The organism is Mucilaginibacter sp. P4_D1, assembly GCF_056401935.1.
Window position 1 is genome coordinate 1 of the sequence record NZ_JBFUIJ010000051.1, and the last position, 21091, is coordinate 21091.

Consider the following 21091-nt stretch of genomic DNA (forward strand, 5'->3'; position numbering starts at 1 on the left):
CTCCAGGGTTGGCTCCAGGGTTGGCGGAATAGCTAATATTTGCTGCTGATCATAGTGTTTGAAAACAGGTTGTCTGATTGCCATATCTCATATATCTATACTTTAAATATATGAAAATCAGATTGTTAAAACAAATAAAACCATAGATAACTAATTGATTTTATAGCAATAAACCATTAATAATAAAAAAGAGGCTGATCATGATTTATGATACAGCCTCCTTTTTCATTTGCAGAATTTGTTTATAAATAAAAAAACTGTCCTTGGTTCATGCCCCCATCACGTTTTGGGATTTATATAATCATTTGGTTGAACGCCGGCTACGACTCACCCGGCGAGGCTACGCCCGCCACCCTCTCTCCGGCTACGCCKCAAAGAGGGTCTTGGAATTTATATTTACAAATAGCTGATTATAAAATAATTACCTTCAAAAACCCTCTTTCCACCGCAGGTGAAGAGAGGGTGGTCGGGCGTAGCCTCGACCGGGTGAGTCGTAGCCGCCATGCGATAAACATCATCGTCCCATCATTACATGTATGAAAACTTTAATACCGAATTCAGACTACCTCTAAGCTCTCGTTTCCCGGTATGTTATTTCTGAACAAAGAAATTATATGTTCCTGAATCGGAGATATTGCCGTTGGCATCTATGGTAACTACACGCCAGTAATAAGTGGTATTTGCTCCTACCGTTACATCATTAACAAAAGTATCTGTAATGTGGTTCCTGAACAAATCAGGGTTGCCCGATGGACCAAAATACACGTCGTAAGCTACAATGTTTGAACTTACCGAGCTTCCTTTCCACGTAAGGTTTACTTTGGTTGTACCAGCGCTTATAACCGCGCCAAATGCAGGTGCCGTAATTTCGGCAGGGAAAGGCGCATAAGTTACAACTCCTGGCCCGGCGTTGTAAAATTTCCAGGTATCACTTTTGGTTACAACCGATGATTTATTTGATTTAGAACCGATGTACCACGAATAAGGAGTATTGCGGAGCAATTTTACCGTTGCACTTGTTGCTGACGTGGTTTGCGTTGTTGTCGTTTTAGTTAACAGGTTTGTTATCGTTAAATCGTACTGGTTTGTATTTGAAGATGCGTTCCATGAAAAAGAAACCGAGCTTTCTGTGGCAGATAGTACTGCACCAGTAAGGCAGGGCTGATCTTTTAGCGGCGCGGATAAAGTTGCTATGCCCGGCGCAGGCGCTGGCGCTTTTTTTCCGCACGATACGATAACCAATATTGCTACTACACTTAAAATACGCTTCATCATTTTTTTACAATTTTATAGCCGGATTTATTGTTATCCAGGTTTAAATTAAGGTAATACACCCCATTTGGCAGGGCCGACATATCAAGCTGCATTACGCCCGATTGATTGGTGTATTTGTTATTCAACACGGTTTTGCCGCTCATGGTATTAATCACGTTGACACCCACGTTATTTATGGTTTGGTTGCCGATATTAACATTAAGTACGTTTTGAAACGGATTGGGGAACGGTACAACCTTATCGGCAACTATAATAACTTTTTCAATTACGCCCTGGCATAGGTTATCTGTTGTTATACTGAGTTTATTGTAACCGGCAGATAGCGGAAGGCTAATTTCATTTTGCGTAGTATTATACGTTACGCTATTTAATACTATCTTAAACGATGTACCGCCATCCAGTTGCAAGTTCAAATTATTGTGTTTTGGATCGACAGTAGAGTAAACCGACAGATCCTTAGGCTCGGTAACCTTTACCTGGAAGCACTGGCTGAAAATTTCGCCGTCAACCGAAAAACAGATACTGTACTCGCCTGGCGACAGGTTGTTTACCGTTAATGAATCGGTAAAGGGGTAAGATTTGTTCAGCCCGTTTCCTGTTAACGCTGCAGTATATTTAAGTTTTTGCAATGCCGTTATGTGGATGAGCCCATTGTTACTTCCCTTACAGGTTGCACTTACAACGCTGATGTTGAAATTATTGGGCGGTAGCTGCAACTGTGTTAAAACACTGATATATAAGGAATAAGTAGTGTAATTATTTGCAGTGATGGCAACCATATAAGCCCCTGTTTTGGTAGCGACATAGGAATTAGTTGTTGCGCCGGTTATCTCCTTCCCGTCAACTGCCCATTGGTAGGTATAACCGGTTGATGGCGAAGCCGACAGCGTAACACTACCACCCTTAACAATAGTTGTTGACCCAGTGGCCGTAATTACAGGCACGGGTGCCACAATCAGCTTACCGGCCACATAATTGAATGTGTAATTCTTTGCACTGGCCCCTGTCGCCGTTATGGGGTAAGTCCCCGCTGCCGAATTTTTGGTTGCCGTGGTACTGATTACAGGCCTGGTAATAATTACAGTGGTATCCTGCCCATAAACAAATCCCTTATAACCAACCGTTAAAGCCGGATTATCTTTCAGGATGGTTTTTATTTTGTCATCGGCTGTAACCGTTAAAACCGCTTTATTAACTGTTAAGGGCTGGCTAACAGGTACAGCAGCCGTATAGTTAACATTGCCATCCTGGTTGGCCGTTATGGTAGTTGTACCCGCAGCCTTAATGTGTATTTTATCTTTAACAATGGTTGCCACAGTTGTATCACTGCTGCTGTAACGTATCTTGATCACAGTATCGGTACTTGTGGCAAGAGGGCTATAATCAACAGCACCGTAGGTAACAGCCTGCAGCTTATTAAACGTAATAGTTTGCGAGCCGATGCCTACCGTAATATTCACCTTTGCACTTGACGAACCAGAGCCGTTATATGCAGTAATCGTATAATCTTTAGCAGGCGATATAGATAAAGGTATACCACTAATTACACCCGTACTGTCAATACTAAGGCCCAATGGTAAACGCGGGCTTACAGTATAACCGTTAACTGCAACTTTTCTGATCCTGTCATTACCCTGGTCGGCAACCAACAGGTTATTTTTACCATCAAACGTTAAACCCATGCTGCCCCTGTAGCTGCTTAAAGTATCGGTAGCATCATTAAAAGTTTTGTATGATCCGCCCGAAAATGGAAGCGGCCCAATTTGCTTGCCTGCCTTATCAAACTGTATAATACTGTAAGCCTCCACAGTCGAAAGATATACACGGTTTAAATTATCAACAGTGATGCCATATGGCGATATATAAGTGGTATCAGTAAAGGTATTCACAAAACCAGGGCCGTTAGATGCTGTATACACCTGCCTGATGCAATTATTTCCCTGGTCGGCCACGTAGGCTATCCCGTTTTTATCTACAGCAACACTATATGGTATTCTAAAAGTTGCTTTTGAACCAAAGCCATCAATACGCCCCGGGGCTCCTGTACCAGCAATTGTGCTAACATCGCCCGAAGGTGTTATCCACCTGATCATGTTATTATAAGTATCAGCAACAATTATGTTGCCCGATTTAGCGTCATAAACCAGGCTGTACGGGTGGTTAAAGCTTGCAGCAGTTCCGTTGCCGTTTTTATTACCGTCGTTAACATTACCCGCAAATGTACTTACCAAACCCGCCGGTGTTATCTTCCTGATCATGTTATTGCTAAAATCAGCAACGTACACGTTATCATTTTTATCCACCGTTACCCCTGTAGGATAATTAAATCGCGCAGCTGTATCCTGTCCATTTTTTGCGCCTTTTTTTGGATTGCCCGCAAATGTACTCACCACGCCTTTAGCCGATATCTTCCTGATCATGTTTAAGTTGGCATCGGCAACATACATATTTCCCTTACTATCAAGGGCAACGCTAACCGGGTTTTCAAAACGGGCATATTTGGCCAGGGTGTCTTTATAGCCATAGAATCCGCTGCCGGCCAGTGTACTAACTTTCGAATAAATTTCTGCGGGTATTGCGCCACCGGTATTTTTGGGAGCAGCAAGGGTTGCTGTTTTTCCTACCGTAAATTTAACAGCGCCACTGTAACTAATGGCCGGGGCCTGCGCAAAGCTATTTTTGGCAATAAATAAAATCAGGCAGGTTATGACAAGGTAAAATTTCCTCATATTATCGGTTTAGGAATTTTAAGGCAAGTTTGAGTTAAAAAATTTATGGAAAAGTATCAAAATTGCGGCAAATATCAAAATAGTTATGAAATGTTTATTTAAAAGATATGCAAACTGTATGTTTTACTTAGGCAGATTATTAAAACATTATGATTAAGTTAATTTTTGTTTAATATTTTATTACCTGCATCATCATACAATTCAATAAACTTAAAAGCATGAAAGGCCTTATCATTGCTGATAAAGCCTTTCATGAGCTATAAAATCAATTGTTAAATTCCCGACAAATCTCCGATTTGCTCGGTTTTTACCAGTTGGCGAATATCAAAACCTTTGTTTGCGGCCCGCACCAGCAACTGGTTATAAGTTTGATCGTCCAGCGTAGGCCTTCGGCTCAAAATCCATAAAAATTTACGGTTTGGGTGGCCAACCACCGCGTAACTATAATCTTTTGCTAAATCGATTATCCAGTACTTGCCTTTAAAAGGCCAGAAAAATTGCACCGACAGTTTGGAGTTAACTCCTTTATCTGTCACCGTTGCCCGGCCCTCTGTTACTTTAAGCTCGGTTCCTTTAATGCACCTGTTTTTAACAATGATACTGCCATCCCTGGCCAGGCCGTAGGTTGCCGAAGTACATGAACATCCTTTTTCAAACGGCTGCGGAAATGCGGCTATCTCGAACCAGGTGCCGAGGTACTTTTTCAGGTCGACGTAATTTACAGTTTCCAAAGGTTTTTCATGGGCGTGCAGCACCAGGGCCGAAGCAGCCAAACCCAAGCCTAATACTACAGAAGTTGCCAAAATTTCTTTCTTCATACTCCAATAACGATTAGCCCCGGCAAAAAGTTTAAACCCAATGCAGATATTTATGTTGCTAAACACCCTGAAATATTTAATTACCTTTGCCACAAAGCATTAAAATTGGAGAGTACAGCTGCATTTCAGCACAAAAACACCATCAGTATATTAGGCTGCGGCTGGTACGGCTTGGCATTAGCCAAAGCACTTATAAGCGATGGGATAAGGGTAAAAGGGTCAACAACATCGGAGCAAAAAATAGCTTTGCTGGCTAATGAAGGAATTGAGCCATACCTGGTCAATTTCTCTGCAGATGACGAAACCTATAACGCTGATTTCTTGAAATGTGAAGTGCTTTTTATCGCGATACCGCCAAAAGCCCGGTCGGGTGCTGGTGCCGAGTTTATTCCTAAAATACGGCGTATACTAAGCGCAATTAGGCTTCACCATGTAAAAAAAGTGGTATTCATAAGTTCAACGGCGGTATATGCCGATTTAAATTGCGAAGTAGATGAGCGCACCCCTCCGCTACCTGATACAGAATCGGGCAAAATTCTGCTGGAAGCCGAAAACCTGTTCAAAAATGACCCGGCATTTAAAACAACCATTGTCCGCTTCGCGGGATTAATTGGCCCCGGCCGAAATCCCGGACGTTTCTTTGCCGGTAAAAAAAATATTCCGAACGGGAATGCGCCTGTTAACCTCATTCACCTGGACGATTGTATAGGATTAGCAAAAGCTATTATTCGCCAGGATGCCTTTGGATATCTTTTTAACGGATGTGCACCAAATCATCCTGCAAAGTCGACTTTCTATACCCAGGCAGCCATAAATTCCGGACTTGATAAGCCCGACTTTATAGATGAATTGAAAGAGTGGAAAATTGTAAAAAGCGTGAATTTGGAAACTATCCTGGGATATCAATGTAGGCAGCATTTGAGCAGCTCTGATACATTTGCCTGATCCTGGTAAAAAGACCCTGGTACCTTCGGCACCTATATCGGCCAACAACCACCACCAATAATTGGATGTGCCGAAATTGCGCAATACACCAATTTAGCGTTAACCATGATAAAATATAACATATTGATTATTAAAAACTTATAAATATTTTATCTGAAATGTGTTAAGTTATGTTAACCCAATTAAATACGTTTGCCCTGACAGTGCAGGCCTTTATTTTTTTAAGGTCTCGCTTCCCTTATCCCCCATCACAAAAACCAGCCTGCCTCCTTTCAAAATATCTTTATGGCTGATATAATTCTTCAGATAGGGCTTACCATTCAAACCGATACTTTGTACATACTTGTTGGCTGTCGATAAGTTTTTAGCCTCGATCACAAAACTTTTATTAGCGGGTAATGCCAGACTAACCTTACTTAACTGGGGTGCACCAAACACATATTTACCATCGGCCGGGTTAACCGGGTAAAAGCCCATGGCTGTAAAAATATACCATGCCGACATTTGCCCGCAATCGTCATTCCCGGATAGGCCGTCGGGTTTGTTTTGATAAAACTGATCAGCAATTTGCCTTACCAAACGTTGCGTTTTAGCAGCATCGCCGGCAAGCGTGTATAAATAAGCAATATGATGGTTTGGCTCATTGCCATGCGCGTACTGTCCTATCAACCCGGTAACATCCAGCGTTGAGCCCTTGCCAAACACTTTGGAATCCATACTAAACAACGAATCGAGTTTGGTTACGAACGCCCTTCTGCCTCCCATCAATTTTATTAATTCCGGAACGTCTTGCTGTACCTGCCAGGTGTACTGCCAGGCGTTGCCTTCGGTATAGTCGCCGCCAATGGCCAGTTGCCCGCTATCCAGGTTAGCAAAGGGTTGTACCCAGTTGCCATCGGCCAGTTTGCCCCGCATCAGGTTGGTTGATTTATCGAACAGGTTTTTGTAGAAGGAAGACCGTTTACTGAAGTAATTGTAATCTGCTGTTTTGTTAAGCAATTTGGCTAACCGGGCCGCGCACCAATCGTCATAAGCAGCCTCTAAGGTACGCGATACCGCCTCGCGCTTTACCGAATCAGACGGCAGGTAGCCATACTTCATGTACAAATCCCAATTGTATTTAGGGTTTTTATTGGTGGTAAGCGTAGCTTTAATGGCCGCAAATGCCTGTTCCTTATCAAAGCCCTTAATCCCTTTCAGGCTGGCATCCACAATGACCGGGATGGCGTGATTGCCTATCATAGCGTAGCTTTCTTTGCCAAACAATGTCCATACAGGCAATAATTTAGCTACGTTAAAGTGTTGCAGCATCGTCTCAACCATCTGCCCGTCTTTATCAGGACAGATGAGTGTATACAGTGGATGAGCGGCCCGGTAGGTATCCCATAATGACAAGGTGGAATAATAAACCTTATCGGCAGACTGATGCACTAAGCCGTCAGCTCCGCGGTATTTACCATCTACATCGGCAATATTATTGGGTTGGATAAGGGCATGGTAAATACTGGTGTAAAAGGCTATTTTTTGCTCCTCTCCCCCCTCGGCCTTCAACCGGGAAAAATAGTTTTCCCAAACTTTGGCCACCTCGGCTTTAACCTGTGCAAAGGTTTTATTGCCTATTTCGGCAGTAAGATTTTTACCGGCTCCATCGATGCTCACCGTGGATATGGCAACCCTGGCTTCAATTGTTTCGCCGGGCTGGGTGTCAAAATCAACAACCAATCGGCGATGGGCGTCGCCATCAATAAAATGATAGCCGGTAAAGGCTTTGCCGAACGTAGCGGTAAAAAACACCTTCTTCTCAACCCATTGGCTGGTATTGGCATACCCGCTGATGTTGTTTTTGCTATTGATGGTAATGCTGCCTTCAGATACATGCTCTTTCAATTGTTCGGCATCCTCAACCAGGCCGCTTTGCATATCAATAAGCAAATGCGACTTGCCGGATTTGTTAAATGTATAGCGATGTAAGCCCGTGTGTGCTGTAGCGGTAAGCTGCGCTTTGATGTTGTGATCGCCTAAAACAACCTCATAGTACCCCGGGGATGCTTTTTCTGTTTGGTGCGAGAATTTGCTCTCGAATTTTATGGGTTCATTTCCCTGGAATGGGAAAAACAATACATCGCCCAAATCGACACCGCCGGTGCCGCTTAAATGGGTATGGGCAAAACCGGTTATCACGCTATCTTCATAACGGTAACCCGAACAATAATTCCAGCCAAAGTTACCGGTCTCAGGGCTTAGCTGCACCAATCCGAAAGGAACAGTAGCACCCGGAAATGTATGCCCGGTTGCCGATGTGCCTATAAAAGGCTTTACGTATTTACCATATGTTTGGGCATAGGCTGTACTACCCACAACAAGGCAAAACAGCAACAACGTAACTTTCGGGCACCAGGATAACCTCATATCAAACGTTTATTGATGGAACATATAAACCTGAGGATCTATCACCTTACCATCGGCAGCTTTGATAATCAACAAATCCTCGTTACGGTTGGTGTTATCGGCAATATAATGGCCGCTAATAGCATAGGCACCTTTTTTAAGGTGAAGCATTCCTTTTTGCGGCTGCGCGTACTTATCCTTACCCCGGTGTATGATCTGCTCGCCATTGATAAACAGCGCCGGGCTAACCAAAAAACCCGAAGTAACCTGGTAATCACCGTCGGCAGTAATCCGGATAAAGCCGTTTACTTTTACCCAGGTCAGGTTACCGTCTGTTACCGGCAGCACCATGGGCGTTGCTGAATTAATGATAGCAGTTGTCACCACCTGAGTGGTATCTACTTTATCAATATTGTATTCCTTGCTTTTAATCAGCCGGTAGCTGAAGCCGGGGGTAAATGCCGCCTGGTCAATAACCACGGGCTTAATATCCACATGCCTGATCATCGCTTCCTGCAAAATATGTTGCTTATTTAGTGTCCAGGTGGTATAGGTTTTAATGCTGAATGTATCCTGCAGCATGGTATTGATTTTTAACGGGAACGATTGTGGTTTAGCGGTGCTATCAGGCATTTTGCCGTTAAGCGAATAACGTACCTGCGCGCCCAACAGCGGATATTTAAGCACCAGGCCAAACTGGTTGCTGTTGGTTACAATGTTATCCATACCCACAATATCGGGCAGGCGGGCATTCCAGTTCCAGAGTTTGAAGTAGCCGTATTGCTGCTTCATCTTATAGGCAAATCTATCTATGTCTTTATTTTCCGCTGCCGACCAGGTGAGTTCGGCTACAGCTAAAGCACGCGGGTAAACCATGTACTGCAGGTGTGTTGCAGTGGGCACTTTTTCGGCCCAGATATTGCCCTGGGCGCCTAAAATGTATTTGGCCTCTTCGGCGTTAAGCTCTTCAGACATGGGTTCGTAGTTGTACACCATTTGCCAGGTTACCGTTGGGTTCCATCCCACCGGTTCCAAATCCTCGGCGGCCTGCGGGGCATCAAAATACATATAAGGCAGCGGCGTCATCACCACATGGTGGTGCATTTTTGCCGCGGCTATGCCGCCCGCCTCGCCCTGCCAGCTCATTACCGTGGCCGATTCGGCCAGGCCACCCTGTAATATCTCGTCCCAGCCAATGAGTCTTTTATTTTTGGAGAGCAGGAATTTTTCTATTCGTTTAATAAAATAACTTTGTACCTCCTTCTCACTTTTCAGGCCCTCCTTTTTCATCAGCGCTACGGCCGTTGGGCTTTTCAGCCAGGCCTCCATCTCGGCTTCATCGCCGCCAATATGAATGTATTGGTTAGGAAAAAGCGCCATCACTTCGGTAAGCACATTTTCCATAAATGTAAAAGTATACTCGCCCGGATCCAGCATGCGCACGCGGTGTTTGGCACCGGTCGAATCCTGGCAACCTAATTCGGGATAAGCAAATATAGCAGCCTCGCTGTGGCCGGGCATTTCAATTTCGGGCAGAATGGTTACAAACCTGTCCTGCGCGTATTTCACCACGTCTTTGATTTCAGCCTGGGTATAAAATCCGTCTCTGCCACCACCATCAATCAAATTATCCAGCTTCCGAAATTTTCCCTGTTTTTCATAATAGGTGATCCTTGCGCCAACTTCGGTCAGTTTTGGGTACTTATTAATCTGGATGCGCCAACCTTCATCATCCGTTAAATGCCAGTGAAATACATTTAGCTTGTAATGGGCCATCACGTCAATATACCTCTTAACCTCATCAACCGTAAAAAAATGGCGGCTTACATCCAAACTTAAACCACGCCACTGAAAGCGGGGCTCATCGGCAATACTGCACGCCGTTAATTTTAAAGGAGCAACGGCCCGCCCCGGTAATAATTGAATTAATGACTGTACCCCGTAAAACACGCCGGCGCCGTTACCCGATATTTTTACCGTGCCGGGTTTCACCTCCAGGGTATAAGCACCTTGCTTATTGGTTGCTGTGCTTACCAATTGGATAGTTGTAGCGGCCGGAACTTTAGGATAAACTTTAAGCTTCAAATTCAACTTATAATAAGTAGCAAGATAGGTTTGCAGGTATTTACCCACAGCCTCGCTTTCTTTATCAACCCCGATAACTGCTTTACTGCTTAAAATAAAGCTGCTTTTTTGTTCGGTTAAGTGCAAAGGCTGCGGTATAATGTGTAGCTGCGCCTTTACCTGTAAACTGATGCAGGTACCTATGAAAATAGCGGTTAAATATTTTATGCTGATGTTGTTCATGTAATATAGGGGGAGACTTAAATTTTTACGGTGATTTTTTGGACGTAAAATATCCAAACAGGGATAAATATAATGATAACCGTAAGTATGGCCGATATCAGCGACGCATTCTCTGGCGAAAAATTGGGCGTAAGGAGGTGAAAATACATGTACGACCAGATATTTGTTTTATGCCCGTTGTCCGTAACCGGGATAATGGATAGTATCTCCGGGATTACATCCGCTAAAACATAAGCAGCTATGGCGTTCCGGCCAAAGGCAAGGAATGGCGGCAGGATTTTCTTATAGCCTTTTATATCAATAAGCCAGTACGATAATGACAGGATAATAATAGCCAACCCGGCAGTAAACAGCACAAACGAGCTTGTCCACAATTGTTTATTGATGGGGAAAAACGTGTTCCATACTAAGCCAAGTATCACCAGCAGCACGCCCGCACCGGTAAGTTTAAAAATTTCGTTGCCGTTTTTAAGCCGGTCACTCTTAAGCCAGGTGCCTGTAAATACGCCTAACAAACAGGTAGCAATAGCAGGTATGGTGCCCAGCAGCCCTTCGGGGTCCCAGGTTTTAGAGGCCTGCCAAAGATGATTGGTGGTAAAAACTATCCTATCGATATAAGCGCCCAAATTGGTTTCCTTTTCCAGGTTGGGATGAGCTACACCGGGAACCGGCACAAAGGTCATGATTAAATAATAACCTATTAAACAACCTACCGCAATAATAATTTGTGTACGGGTATTTGTTTTCAAATACATAATGGCGGTAATACCAAATACCACTCCTATGCGCTGCAATACGCCGGGGAAACGAAGATGGGCAAACTGGAAATCACTGATCAGGGGCAGGCAAACGCCTAATGCCACGATGATTAATGTACGGCGCAGGATAGAAAGGATAACCTTGCTATGGTTTGCTTCATCGGCCTTTTTTCCCTGCATGGCGTAAACGATGGATACCCCCACCATAAAAAGAAAGAAGGGAAACACCAGGTCGGTTGGGGTGCAGCCATTCCATTTAGAGTGTTCCAGCGGCCAGTAAATATGCCCCCAATCGCCGGGATCATTTACCAGGATCATAGCCGCGACTGTAAAGCCACGAAAAAAATCGAGCGAAAGTAGTCGTGGCCTGCTGGTGCTGGTGGCCTTATCGCCAACTATTGTATTTGCCATGTTTTTATTATTTCCATAAATCACCCGGCTGTCAGATCTTTTTCCCCGGGGCCTTAAGCGTATAAACAAAATGATACGTACCCGAAACTACATTCATCTGTTCATCATTACCAACTTTTTTAATTTCGGTTATCTCTTCTTCGGTATTAAAATCCAGGCCACTTTCGGTGATCTGATCTGTTACCGATGGCAAAATAACATGCGCCGTAGTATTTGGCGGCACTACAATATCCAGGGTAAATATGCCATTATCAATACTCCATGCCGATTTTATTTTGCCGTACAGGGTTTCCAGTTCGGCCTGCGCGCTGGTTAATTTACCGCCCGGCTTTGGCGCAATAATAATTTTGTGGAACCCCGGATCAGCCTCATCTGTATTAATGCCGGCAATTACCCGGTACATCCAATCGCCTATGGCGCCGTAGGCGTAATGGTTAAAGGAGTTCATTTCGGGGTCTTCAAAGGTGCCATCGGGCTTAATGCCATCCCAACGCTCCCAAATGGTGGTGGCGCCGTTTTTAACCGGGTATAACCACGATGGGTAGGACTCTTTCATCAGCAGGTCATAAGCGATATCGGTAAACCCAAAACGGCTTAAAACGTGGCAAATATAGGGCGTACCTAAAAAGCCGGTGGTGATATGCTCATCATAATCATCAATATTTTTTACCAGCCTTTTTGCTGCCGATACCCTCAGGTTCTCGGGCAGTAAATCAAAATTCAATGCCAGCACGTAGGATGTTTGCGTACCCGAAATCATGCGTCCATTGGGCGTTACATACTCGCTGTTAAACGCTTTTTTGATATTATATAACAGTTGCGAATATTTTTGAACATCATCGCTTTTGCCCAATATTTTGGCTGCATTGATGAGCAATTGGGTTGAATGGGCATAAAATGCCTGCGCTATCAGGTTTTTGTCGGTTAGCGCGGCGCCATCTTCGTAATTGGTACCGGCATAAAACAGCCAGTCGCCAAAGTGGTTGCCTGTATCCCACAGGTAATTGCGGCTGTGCAGCTGAATGTAGCCCACCCAGGCCTTCATGCTTTCGTACTGCTGCTGCAACACCTGCTTGTCGTTATAAGCCAGGTAAATATTCCAGGGGGCTATGGTGGCCACATCGCTCCAGCCGGATGCGGCTGACGATGCACTATCCAGCATATTGGGTATCACGTAAGGTACCGCGCCGTCTTTATGCTGATCGGCGGTTAAATCTTTTAGCCATTTGGTATAAAAGCCTGCCACATCCATATTAAAAGTGGCAGTACGGCAAAAGGCTTGTGCATCCCCCGTCCAACCCATGCGTTCATCGCGCTGCGGGCAATCGGTAGGCACATCAATAAAGTTTCCTTTTTGCCCCCACTGAATATTGTGCTGTAACTGGTTAACCAAAGGGTTTGAGGTAGAAAATTTGCCCGTTTGCGCCATATCCGAGTAAACGGCATAAGCAGCTAAATTTGTTGAATCCAGCGGACCGGTATAACCTACCACTTTTAAAAACCTGAAGCCCTGGAAAGTAAAATGAGGTTCGAAAGTGGCAAGGCTGTCATCTTTAAAAACATAGGTAATTTCTTGTTTGGCTGTGCGCAGGTTTTTGGTGTAAAAGTTCCCTTTCTGATCCAACACTTCGGCATGGTAAAGTTTTATGGTATCGCCTGCCTTTGCTTTCAGTTTAAACTGCACCCAGCCTACCAGGTTTTGGCCAAAATCAACAACCCGTTCGCCTGCCGGTGTGGTAAATACCTTTAGGGGTAAAAACTTTTCGTGTTTTTTTACGGTGGGACCTGCTGTGGCAATCAAGTTATCTTTAATGGTCGAATCGGTTTTAACCGTGTCCCAGCCCATGTCTTTATAAAGAGGGCTTGTCCAGCCAATTTTTTCTTTGCGGGCATCATAAACCTCACCATCAAAAAAAGACGACGAGCCTATTGGGCCATAAGCCACTTTCCAGCTTTTATCTGAATTAATTATTTCGCGTTTACCGTTGGTATAAACTAACTCCAACTGGCAAAGCAGGGCCAGTTTTTTACCGTATACATTTTTTTTACGATTATAAGTATAACCCCTGTACCAGCCATCGCCTATGGTTACTCCAATAGCGTTATCGCCTTTTTGGATACTGGAAGTAACGTCATATACATTGTACTGGATGCGTTTGTTATAACTTGTCCAGCCGGGTGCAAAATAATCGTTGCCAACGCGCTTGCCGTTTATTTGCGCTTCAAAAACGCCATGCGCCGTAATGTATAAATGTGCAGCACGCACTTTTTTATCTAATTTAAAACTTTTACGGAACATTGGCGCCGGCCCACCGGTGGTATCAGACACATAGGTATCCTGGATCCATTTGGCCGACCAGTCGGCAGGGTTTAGCAAGCCCATTTTCCAAAAGTTAACCATGCACCAGGGGGTTACCCTGTTCTTGTTATCCCATACCCTAACCTGCCAATAAACTTTTTGGCGCGAAGCAAGCATCGGCCCGCCATAATAAATCTGGATAGATTGATCTGAATAAATACGACCAGTACCCCAAATGATATCCTTGCCCTTAGTTAACGACACTGCATTACTTCCAACTCTTATTTCGTAGGATGTTTGCTGAATACCGCGCTCCGGGCATACCAGTTTCCAGCTCAAACGGGGATTAGCAACGGCAACCGATATGGGGTTGGTTTTATACTCACAAATAAGGTTATCAACCGTGATGGGTGGTGGTAATGGCTTAACCTGGCAGAAACAGCTTAGGGAAACAGAAAATAATAAAACGATACTGAAGCATCCTTTTTTGAGCACGCTTACCTGTTGAATATAATTCATGCATTAAATATAGCTTTAGAACGATTTTTGTTTTAAGTACCGTACATATTTAGCTATAAAACAAGTAAAAATGATGTGGTAATTGCAATATCTATCAGTAAACGAAAATGGCCCCGCAAAAGTTTCGCGGGGCCGGTAAGCCCAGGGGGCTAATGCTCCAGGGTGCCTTCGGTTAATGGGTATTGAAAAAGCAGGCGAATATTTGAGTATGCAGCTGAGTTAACACTCCAGTAAGGTTTTTTAAACGCCTTTTCGCGGGCGCCATGGGCGGTCATCACGGCCACTGCCTTACCTGTACGTAAAAGGTCAAACCAGCGGTGGTTTTCAAATGCAAGTTCAACCTGCCTTTCATGCGCTATAGCAGTACGAAAACCATCCTGCCCCGAAATATTTAATGCAGGATCATCATTCCCAACAGATTTAGCTGCCAGGCCGGCGCGTTCGCGTACCAGGTTTAAATATTTAAAGGCATCGCCGCCACCTGCAAAGCCCTGCTCGTTAAGGCACTCGGCCAGCATCAGGTAAACGTCAGCGTAACGGTATACCGGGAAGTTTTTGCCGGTTACACCCTGCACAGCGCTGGTGGTTGCAAACTTTTTAATAAATGGCAAATCCACACCATACTCGTCAGACGTAAATTCAATTAACGAAGCATCTTTGCGGTTATCGCCATCCTCGTATGCGTTAACCAGATCTTGCGTTGGGATATTCCAGCCGTTTTGCGCGCCGTTGGCTATCTCAAAACCGCTTACATCCGAGTCATAATAATCCCAGGGTATAAACGTATCCACAAAATCGCTGCCCAACCCGTTGGAACCTTCAATGTATTGTATCTCGAAAACGGACTCGGGGCCGTTCTCTTTGGTAATATCAAAATTGTCGGCATAGTCGGCGTTCAAACTATAGGCGTTTGATGCGATAATATTGCGCAATAGCGGTATAGCCAGGTCAAATTTTTTCTGGGTCATGTACACTTCGGCAAGCATGGTTTCGGCAGTCCCCTTGGTTACCCGGCCTTTATTTGCTGCGCCGGCATAAGCTACGGGTAATTTGGCAACCGCAACCCGTGCATCGGCAATAATAGCAGCGTAAACAGCGGCAACTTCGGCCTTGGTTGCTACCTTGTAAGCATCGCTTACCGATGCTACCTCGTTAAGTACCACCGGCACCCGGCCAAACATACGCACCAGGTTAAAATAGTTAAAAGCGCGTAAAAAACTGGCTTGCCCGGCAATGGTATCTGCAACGGCAGCATCCAGTTTAGCAGCCGGCAGCCTGGCCAAAATAGCGTTGCAGCGGCCAATACCTGTATAGCTGGCGCTGAAAAAGGCACCTACCATATCATTATTGTTCAACTCCCTAAACTCGTCTATTTCTTCTTTGTTAGTACCAGAGCGATCATAGGGGTCAAACTCGTAAGATGTATTGTCAGACCGCATTTCGCCCATTGCCCAAAAACTGCCATTATACAGGCCCTGTAATGGTGCGTAAGCCCCGTTAACCGCCTGAACAAACTGTGCCTGTGTTTTAAAAAAGTTGGTTGTGTTTTGAGTATCGGCAGGCTGAAGGTTAAGATAATCTTTTTTACACCCCCACATACCACATGCGATAAGTACCAGGAAAACGTATATGTATTTTTTCATGATTTCGATTGTTATGGTTTCACCATCGTTCGTTTGAATACTCATTTTCAATTAAAATGTTACGTTACATCCCAAGGTGTAAATTGCCGAAACAGGGTAGCCCGTAAAATTTACGTTGGGCGAAAGCGACCGGTTACCCTGCTGCCCATCTATGCCTACCTCGGGGTTGCCGCCTTTATAGCCGGTTAGCAGTATGGCATTTTGGGCACTGAAATACACCCTGAAATTCCTGGTGAACTTTGTTTTAAAATTGTATCCAAAATCAATGTTTTTAACCGCCAGGTACGAGTTACTTTCGACCCAGTAAGATGGGTAATAATCACGCGCAAGATTGGTGTTTGAAACGGTGGTTGGCAATATTCCAGCTCCTGGATTGCTTGCAGACCGCCAGCGATGAATAACCGATTCCTCGACATTAAAAACCCCATCTAAATTGGTTGTGAACTGCTTATACATATCAAATACATGCCCGCCAACCGAACCCGCCGTAATGATATTCAGATCAAACTTTTTGTATGAAAAATGATTGCTGAAACCAAATGTAAATTTGGGCCAGGGGTTGCCTATATTGGTTTGATCGTTGCCATCAATTACGCCGTCGTTATTGATATCCTTGTACCTGATGTTGCCAACCTGTTCACCGTCAAAATGCGGATATTTGTCAAGTTCGGCCTGGTTTTGAAATATCCCTTCAAAAATATAACCGTAAAACTGGCCTAAAGGCAAGCCCACTTTAGTAATACTTGTTGGGTTATCGTTTTTAGGCGCATCGTAGATGTATGGTGTGGGGCCTAAATCAAGCACCTTATTGCGGTTAAATGATATGTTAAAATCAGTTGACCAGTTAAAGTTACGTTCTACTATGTTTTTTGTAGTTAACGTAAACTCCCATCCCCGGTTACGTACATTACCCACGTTTGATAAAGCGTAACCATAGCCCGATACAATAGGAATTGGGATATACTGCAGCATCCGTTGGGTATAACGGTTATAATATTCGGCAATTAAGTAAATGCGGCCTTTTAGCAGCGATACGTCCATGCCTATATCCAGCTGTTTGGTGGTTTCCCAGCCAAGCTCGGTATTGCCAATCTGGTCGGTTATTGAGGCTCCTGGTGCGAGGCCGCCACCAAATGTATAATTGGCTACATCAACAACGGGGATATAATCATAATTACCTACGTCGTTATTACCTGCAAGGCCATAGCTTGCGGTAAACTTAACCTGTTCAACCGCGGCTATTTTAGGAAAGAAAGATTCGTCGGAGATGCGCCATCCGCCTGATACCGAGGGGAAGGTACCCCAGCGATGCCCGGGCGCAAACCTTGATGAACCATCGCGGCGAATAGACCCGCTTAACAGGTATTTATCTTTGTATGCATAATTTACCCGCCCAATTAACGATTGCAAACGCCACTCTGCATCGCCTGCATCAGCAGTAATTATAGTTGCATTGGCAACAGACCGTATGGCATCATCAGGAAAACCTGTGCCGAAAGTAAAACGATCATGTGAGTTTTCCTGTTGTATGGAGTAATCGGCCAATACGGTTAACGTATGGCTGCCCCAGGTTTTTTTGTAGTTAATGCTATTTTCGTTAAGCCAGTTAAAAACATTTTGCGAAGTGAATGAGGCTACTGCTTTTTGCTGGTTACCATCGCGATTTGGGACGTTGAACCCGCCCAGGTATGATGGCCTGTAATAATCCTGCGATTTGGTTTGATAATCGACCCCGAATGTCGATTTTATGTTTAGTCCTTTAATAACTTCATAATCAATATAAGTGTTGGCAAGGGCCCTGAATTCGTTACGCTTGTTGGTAGTATTTACAAGCGAACTTACGGGGTTATTATTTTGAAAAGTACCCGGCGAACCAATAACGTTGGTATACGATCCATCTGGTTGTTTCACCGGCACAAGCGGGCTTTCCAGGTAAGCCTGGCTTAAGGCCGCCGAAAGAAAGTGTCCGTCTGTTTCCTGTAAATTCCTGAAACTATAAGTTGGCGCTATATTTAAGCCTGCGGTTAAGCCCTTAGCTATATCCGCATCAATTGTAGCCTTTAACGAGTAGCGTTTAAAAGCTGTATTCAGCACGGTACCCTGCTGATCAAAGTAGCCCAATGAAAACAACGACCGTACTTTTTCGGTACCGTTAGCTATGGTAACATCGTAATTTTGCATTGGTGCAACACGGGTTACAGCATCAAACCAATCGGTGCCTTTGCCAAGCGACTGAGGGTTCTTATACGCATCGGGTATGGGGTTATTTGTACCGTTAACCGCGTTGGCATCCTGGATAGCTTCAGTGCGCCATTGGGCAAATTCGGCCGCAGTCATCATTTTAAGTTTGCTTTTGGGCAATACCGATTGCAAACCGGTTGAAGTATTTACCGTAACAGACGATTCTCCTTTTTTTGCCCGCTTAGTGGTTATCAGGATAACCCCGTTTGCACCACGCGAACCATATATGGCGGTTGAAGCAGCATCTTTAAGCACGCTTATATTTTCAATATCATCCGGGTTAATGGTGCTCAGCGGATTCGAATATTGATCGAAACCCGGCGAGAGCGGAAAGCCATCTACCACGTACAGTGGGTTATCGCCGGCACCTACTGAACCGGCGCCGCGAATATTAACCGCCACACCACCACCCGGCGTACCTGTAACCTGGTTAACGGTAACACCGGCCAGTTGCCCTGCCAGTTTCAGATCAAGGCTGGCAGCTTTTATCTCTTTAATATTGGCCATTTTTACGGTTCCAACAGCGCCGGTAACGTTTTTACGTTCCTGGTTACCATATCCCACTACTACCACCTCGCTCATTTGCTGATTATCTTCATCAAGGGATACATTGATAACCGCCCGTTTGCTAACAGGCTCTTCCCTGGTTTTAAATCCTACAAACCTGAAAACCAGCACCGCGTTATCATCAACCTGGATGCTGTATTTACCGTCGGCCCCGCTTATTACACCGGTATTTGAACCTTTAATGGTGATGCTTACACCAGGTAATGGTTGTTTGGTATTATCAAGCACCTGCCCGGTAACCGTTATTTTATCGGGCACAACCGCCTGCTCTTCCTTTTTATTTACAATAATGGTTTTGTTGTCAATGGTGTAGGTAAAGGGCTCGTCTTTAAAACACTCGCGTAAAGCTTGTTCAAGCGTGGCATTTTTTAAGGAAAGCGTAACGGGTTTGGCCTGCTTAATTTCATTGTATTTGTAAAAAAAATAAAAACCGCTTTGCTTTTCAATGGCGGTAAATACTTTGTCAATAGCAGTATTGTTTGCGCTTAACGTTATAGTTTGCGAGTAGCTTTTGGCGTTAAGCTGTAAACAGCCAATCATAATCAGGATAACCGTTAACTTCATTGTCAAAAACAGTTTGGAGTTTGATGTTTGGGGTACATAAAATACTTTACCCCTAAAGTTTAATTGCATAACTTCGTCGTGTTTTGGGTGAATGTGTCTGTTAAGGAAACTCAGTAAAAGCTTAGCCCATGCATTTTAAGCCGGGAGTATTGCAGTACTCCCGGCATTTTTCATGGGTAAGGTAGTTGTAGGGTGTTAATGGAGATGTATGCTTTTTTTCATAGGTAGATGTTTTTTTAAGGTTAATGTTAAAACGGATATGGTTAAGGTGATACTGTTATCTTTTTATCTTCAACTTTAAAATGCACATGGCTAAGCTCCAAAACGTGCAGCACCTGCGATAGCTTCACATTTCGTTCAATCCTGCCCATAAATTCATCGTCGGATACTTTGCCGTTGTAAACCACCTCGATGTTATACCATCGCGATAATTGCTTCATGATATCCCTGATACTGGCCCGGTTAAAATCAAAAAAACCGTTTTTCCAGGCTACGGCCCTTTCGGCATCTACTTCAACAACCCGGATATTGTTGCCTTTAACTATACCCTGTTCATCTGGTTTGAGCAAATTATGGCTATTGCCACTAGTTAACTGTACCGATCCCTCGAGTAAAGTTGTTTTGACGTTATCCTCGTCGGCGTAAGCATTAATATTAAAATGGGTACCCAGTACTTTTACATTAAGTGCGCCGACATTTACCGCGAATGGTTTCGACGGATTTTTAGCCACTTCAAAATAGGCCTCGCCGGTTAATTCAACATGGCGTTGGTTGCCGGTAAATGCAGTGGGGAATTTTAGCGATGACGCCGCGTTGAGCCAAACTATGCTGCCATCGGGCAATATAACCTGGTATTGGCCTCCGCGTGGTGTGCTAATGGTATTATAAGCTACAGAGCCATTTACCAGTGAGGTGTTACTCCCGTTGGCCTGGTAAACCAGTTGCCCATCTTTGGTTTTTTTAATGCTAATGTTGCCTTTTTGGGCAAGGGTGCCGATTCTTGCAGAATCGAGCACCACTTTTTCGCCGTTATCTAAGGTTAGGACTGCTTGATTTTTACCGGGGTCGGCATCATGCTTAACCACCGTTTTGTTTTTTGCCGCAATGTTATCTTTTGCAACATGCTGCATGCAATAATACACTCCGCCGCTAACGACCATAAGGCCGATTACCGCAGCAGCTACTTTCCTGAAAGCAAAGATTTTGAACACTTTTGACTGATGCTTTGCCGACGATTGCTGTACAGCCGATTGCAAACGTTGCAGCATTTTATCTTCCAGCTCGTGCTTTACGCCAAGCGTGTGGTCGTCCCAATCATTATTGGTTTGGGCATTGTCAAACAATTCCATTAACAGTTGCACCTCATCGGCAGTAGCCTGCCCGTTAAGGTATTTATCTATCAATTGTTGAAATTCCTGTTTTTGCACAACCTGGTTTTTATAAGGAGAGTATAAATACTGGGGTATCCCCTACGTGGGAAGAAAATAAAATTTGGGAAGGTTGCGGCCTGATAAGTAAATTTGTTTTCAGGCAAAAAAGGGCCATCGGCCCGAAAGATATTGTAGCCATGGGTGTCAACCCGTGGTTGATTTGCCAGAGGACAACAAGAGTGCCATGAGCACGGCCC

The 21091-nt window shown here is 44.3% G+C and carries 11 protein-coding genes; 1 reads left to right on the top strand and 10 read right to left on the bottom strand.

The window, feature by feature from the left end; genetic code table 11:
- Positions 1-591 precede the first annotated feature (591 nt).
- The 3 genes from AC1DV1_RS27090 to AC1DV1_RS27100 all read right to left on the bottom strand — a co-directional run bounded on the left by AC1DV1_RS27090 (position 592) and on the right by AC1DV1_RS27100 (position 4822).
- A complete protein-coding gene (locus AC1DV1_RS27090; protein WP_477366378.1) occupies positions 592-1275 on the bottom strand; it encodes a hypothetical protein in 684 nt (227 codons plus the stop codon).
- The gene (locus AC1DV1_RS27095) at positions 1272-4004 is read right to left on the bottom strand and encodes an MBG domain-containing protein (protein ID WP_477366381.1); all 2733 of its coding nucleotides are present in this window, start codon (positions 4002-4004) and stop codon (positions 1272-1274) included. The genes AC1DV1_RS27090 and AC1DV1_RS27095 overlap by 4 nt, the downstream gene beginning before the upstream one ends.
- A gap of 272 nt (positions 4005-4276) precedes the next feature.
- Complete coding sequence (locus AC1DV1_RS27100; RefSeq protein ID WP_477366384.1) at positions 4277-4822, bottom strand: lipocalin family protein; 546 nt, start codon at positions 4820-4822, stop codon at positions 4277-4279.
- Positions 4823-4927: 105 nt separating this feature from the next.
- On the opposite strand from AC1DV1_RS27100, the gene AC1DV1_RS27105 reads away from it, so the two are divergent.
- Positions 4928-5767 (top strand): SDR family oxidoreductase, encoded by an 840-nt coding sequence (locus tag AC1DV1_RS27105; protein ID WP_477366387.1) that lies wholly within the window; start codon positions 4928-4930, stop codon positions 5765-5767.
- A gap of 213 nt (positions 5768-5980) precedes the next feature.
- On the opposite strand, the gene AC1DV1_RS27110 is transcribed toward AC1DV1_RS27105, so the two are convergent.
- The 7 genes from AC1DV1_RS27110 to AC1DV1_RS27140 form a co-directional block, all read right to left on the bottom strand.
- Positions 5981-8176: a GH92 family glycosyl hydrolase gene (locus AC1DV1_RS27110; RefSeq protein WP_477366390.1), complete on the bottom strand. Its 2196-nt coding sequence runs from the start codon at positions 8174-8176 to the stop codon at positions 5981-5983.
- Positions 8177-8185: 9 nt separating this feature from the next.
- Entirely contained in the window at positions 8186-10462 is a 2277-nt protein-coding gene (locus AC1DV1_RS27115; RefSeq protein WP_477366394.1) for a beta-N-acetylhexosaminidase, read from the bottom strand.
- Between the two features lie 17 nt (positions 10463-10479).
- The gene (locus AC1DV1_RS27120; RefSeq protein ID WP_477366397.1) at positions 10480-11631 is read right to left on the bottom strand and encodes an acyltransferase family protein; all 1152 of its coding nucleotides are present in this window, start codon (positions 11629-11631) and stop codon (positions 10480-10482) included.
- Between the two features lie 31 nt (positions 11632-11662).
- Positions 11663-14449: a family 78 glycoside hydrolase catalytic domain gene (locus tag AC1DV1_RS27125; protein WP_477366400.1), complete on the bottom strand. Its 2787-nt coding sequence runs from the start codon at positions 14447-14449 to the stop codon at positions 11663-11665.
- Between the two features lie 149 nt (positions 14450-14598).
- Positions 14599-16092, bottom strand: coding sequence for a RagB/SusD family nutrient uptake outer membrane protein (locus tag AC1DV1_RS27130; protein ID WP_477366403.1), 1494 nt, complete (start codon positions 16090-16092; stop codon positions 14599-14601).
- A 51-nt stretch (positions 16093-16143) separates the two neighbouring features.
- Positions 16144-19533, bottom strand: coding sequence for a TonB-dependent receptor (locus AC1DV1_RS27135; RefSeq protein WP_477366406.1), 3390 nt, complete (start codon positions 19531-19533; stop codon positions 16144-16146).
- A 194-nt stretch (positions 19534-19727) separates the two neighbouring features.
- Positions 19728-20891 (bottom strand): FecR family protein, encoded by a 1164-nt coding sequence (locus AC1DV1_RS27140; RefSeq protein ID WP_477366409.1) that lies wholly within the window; start codon positions 20889-20891, stop codon positions 19728-19730.
- Between the last annotated feature and the right edge of the window lie 200 nt (positions 20892-21091).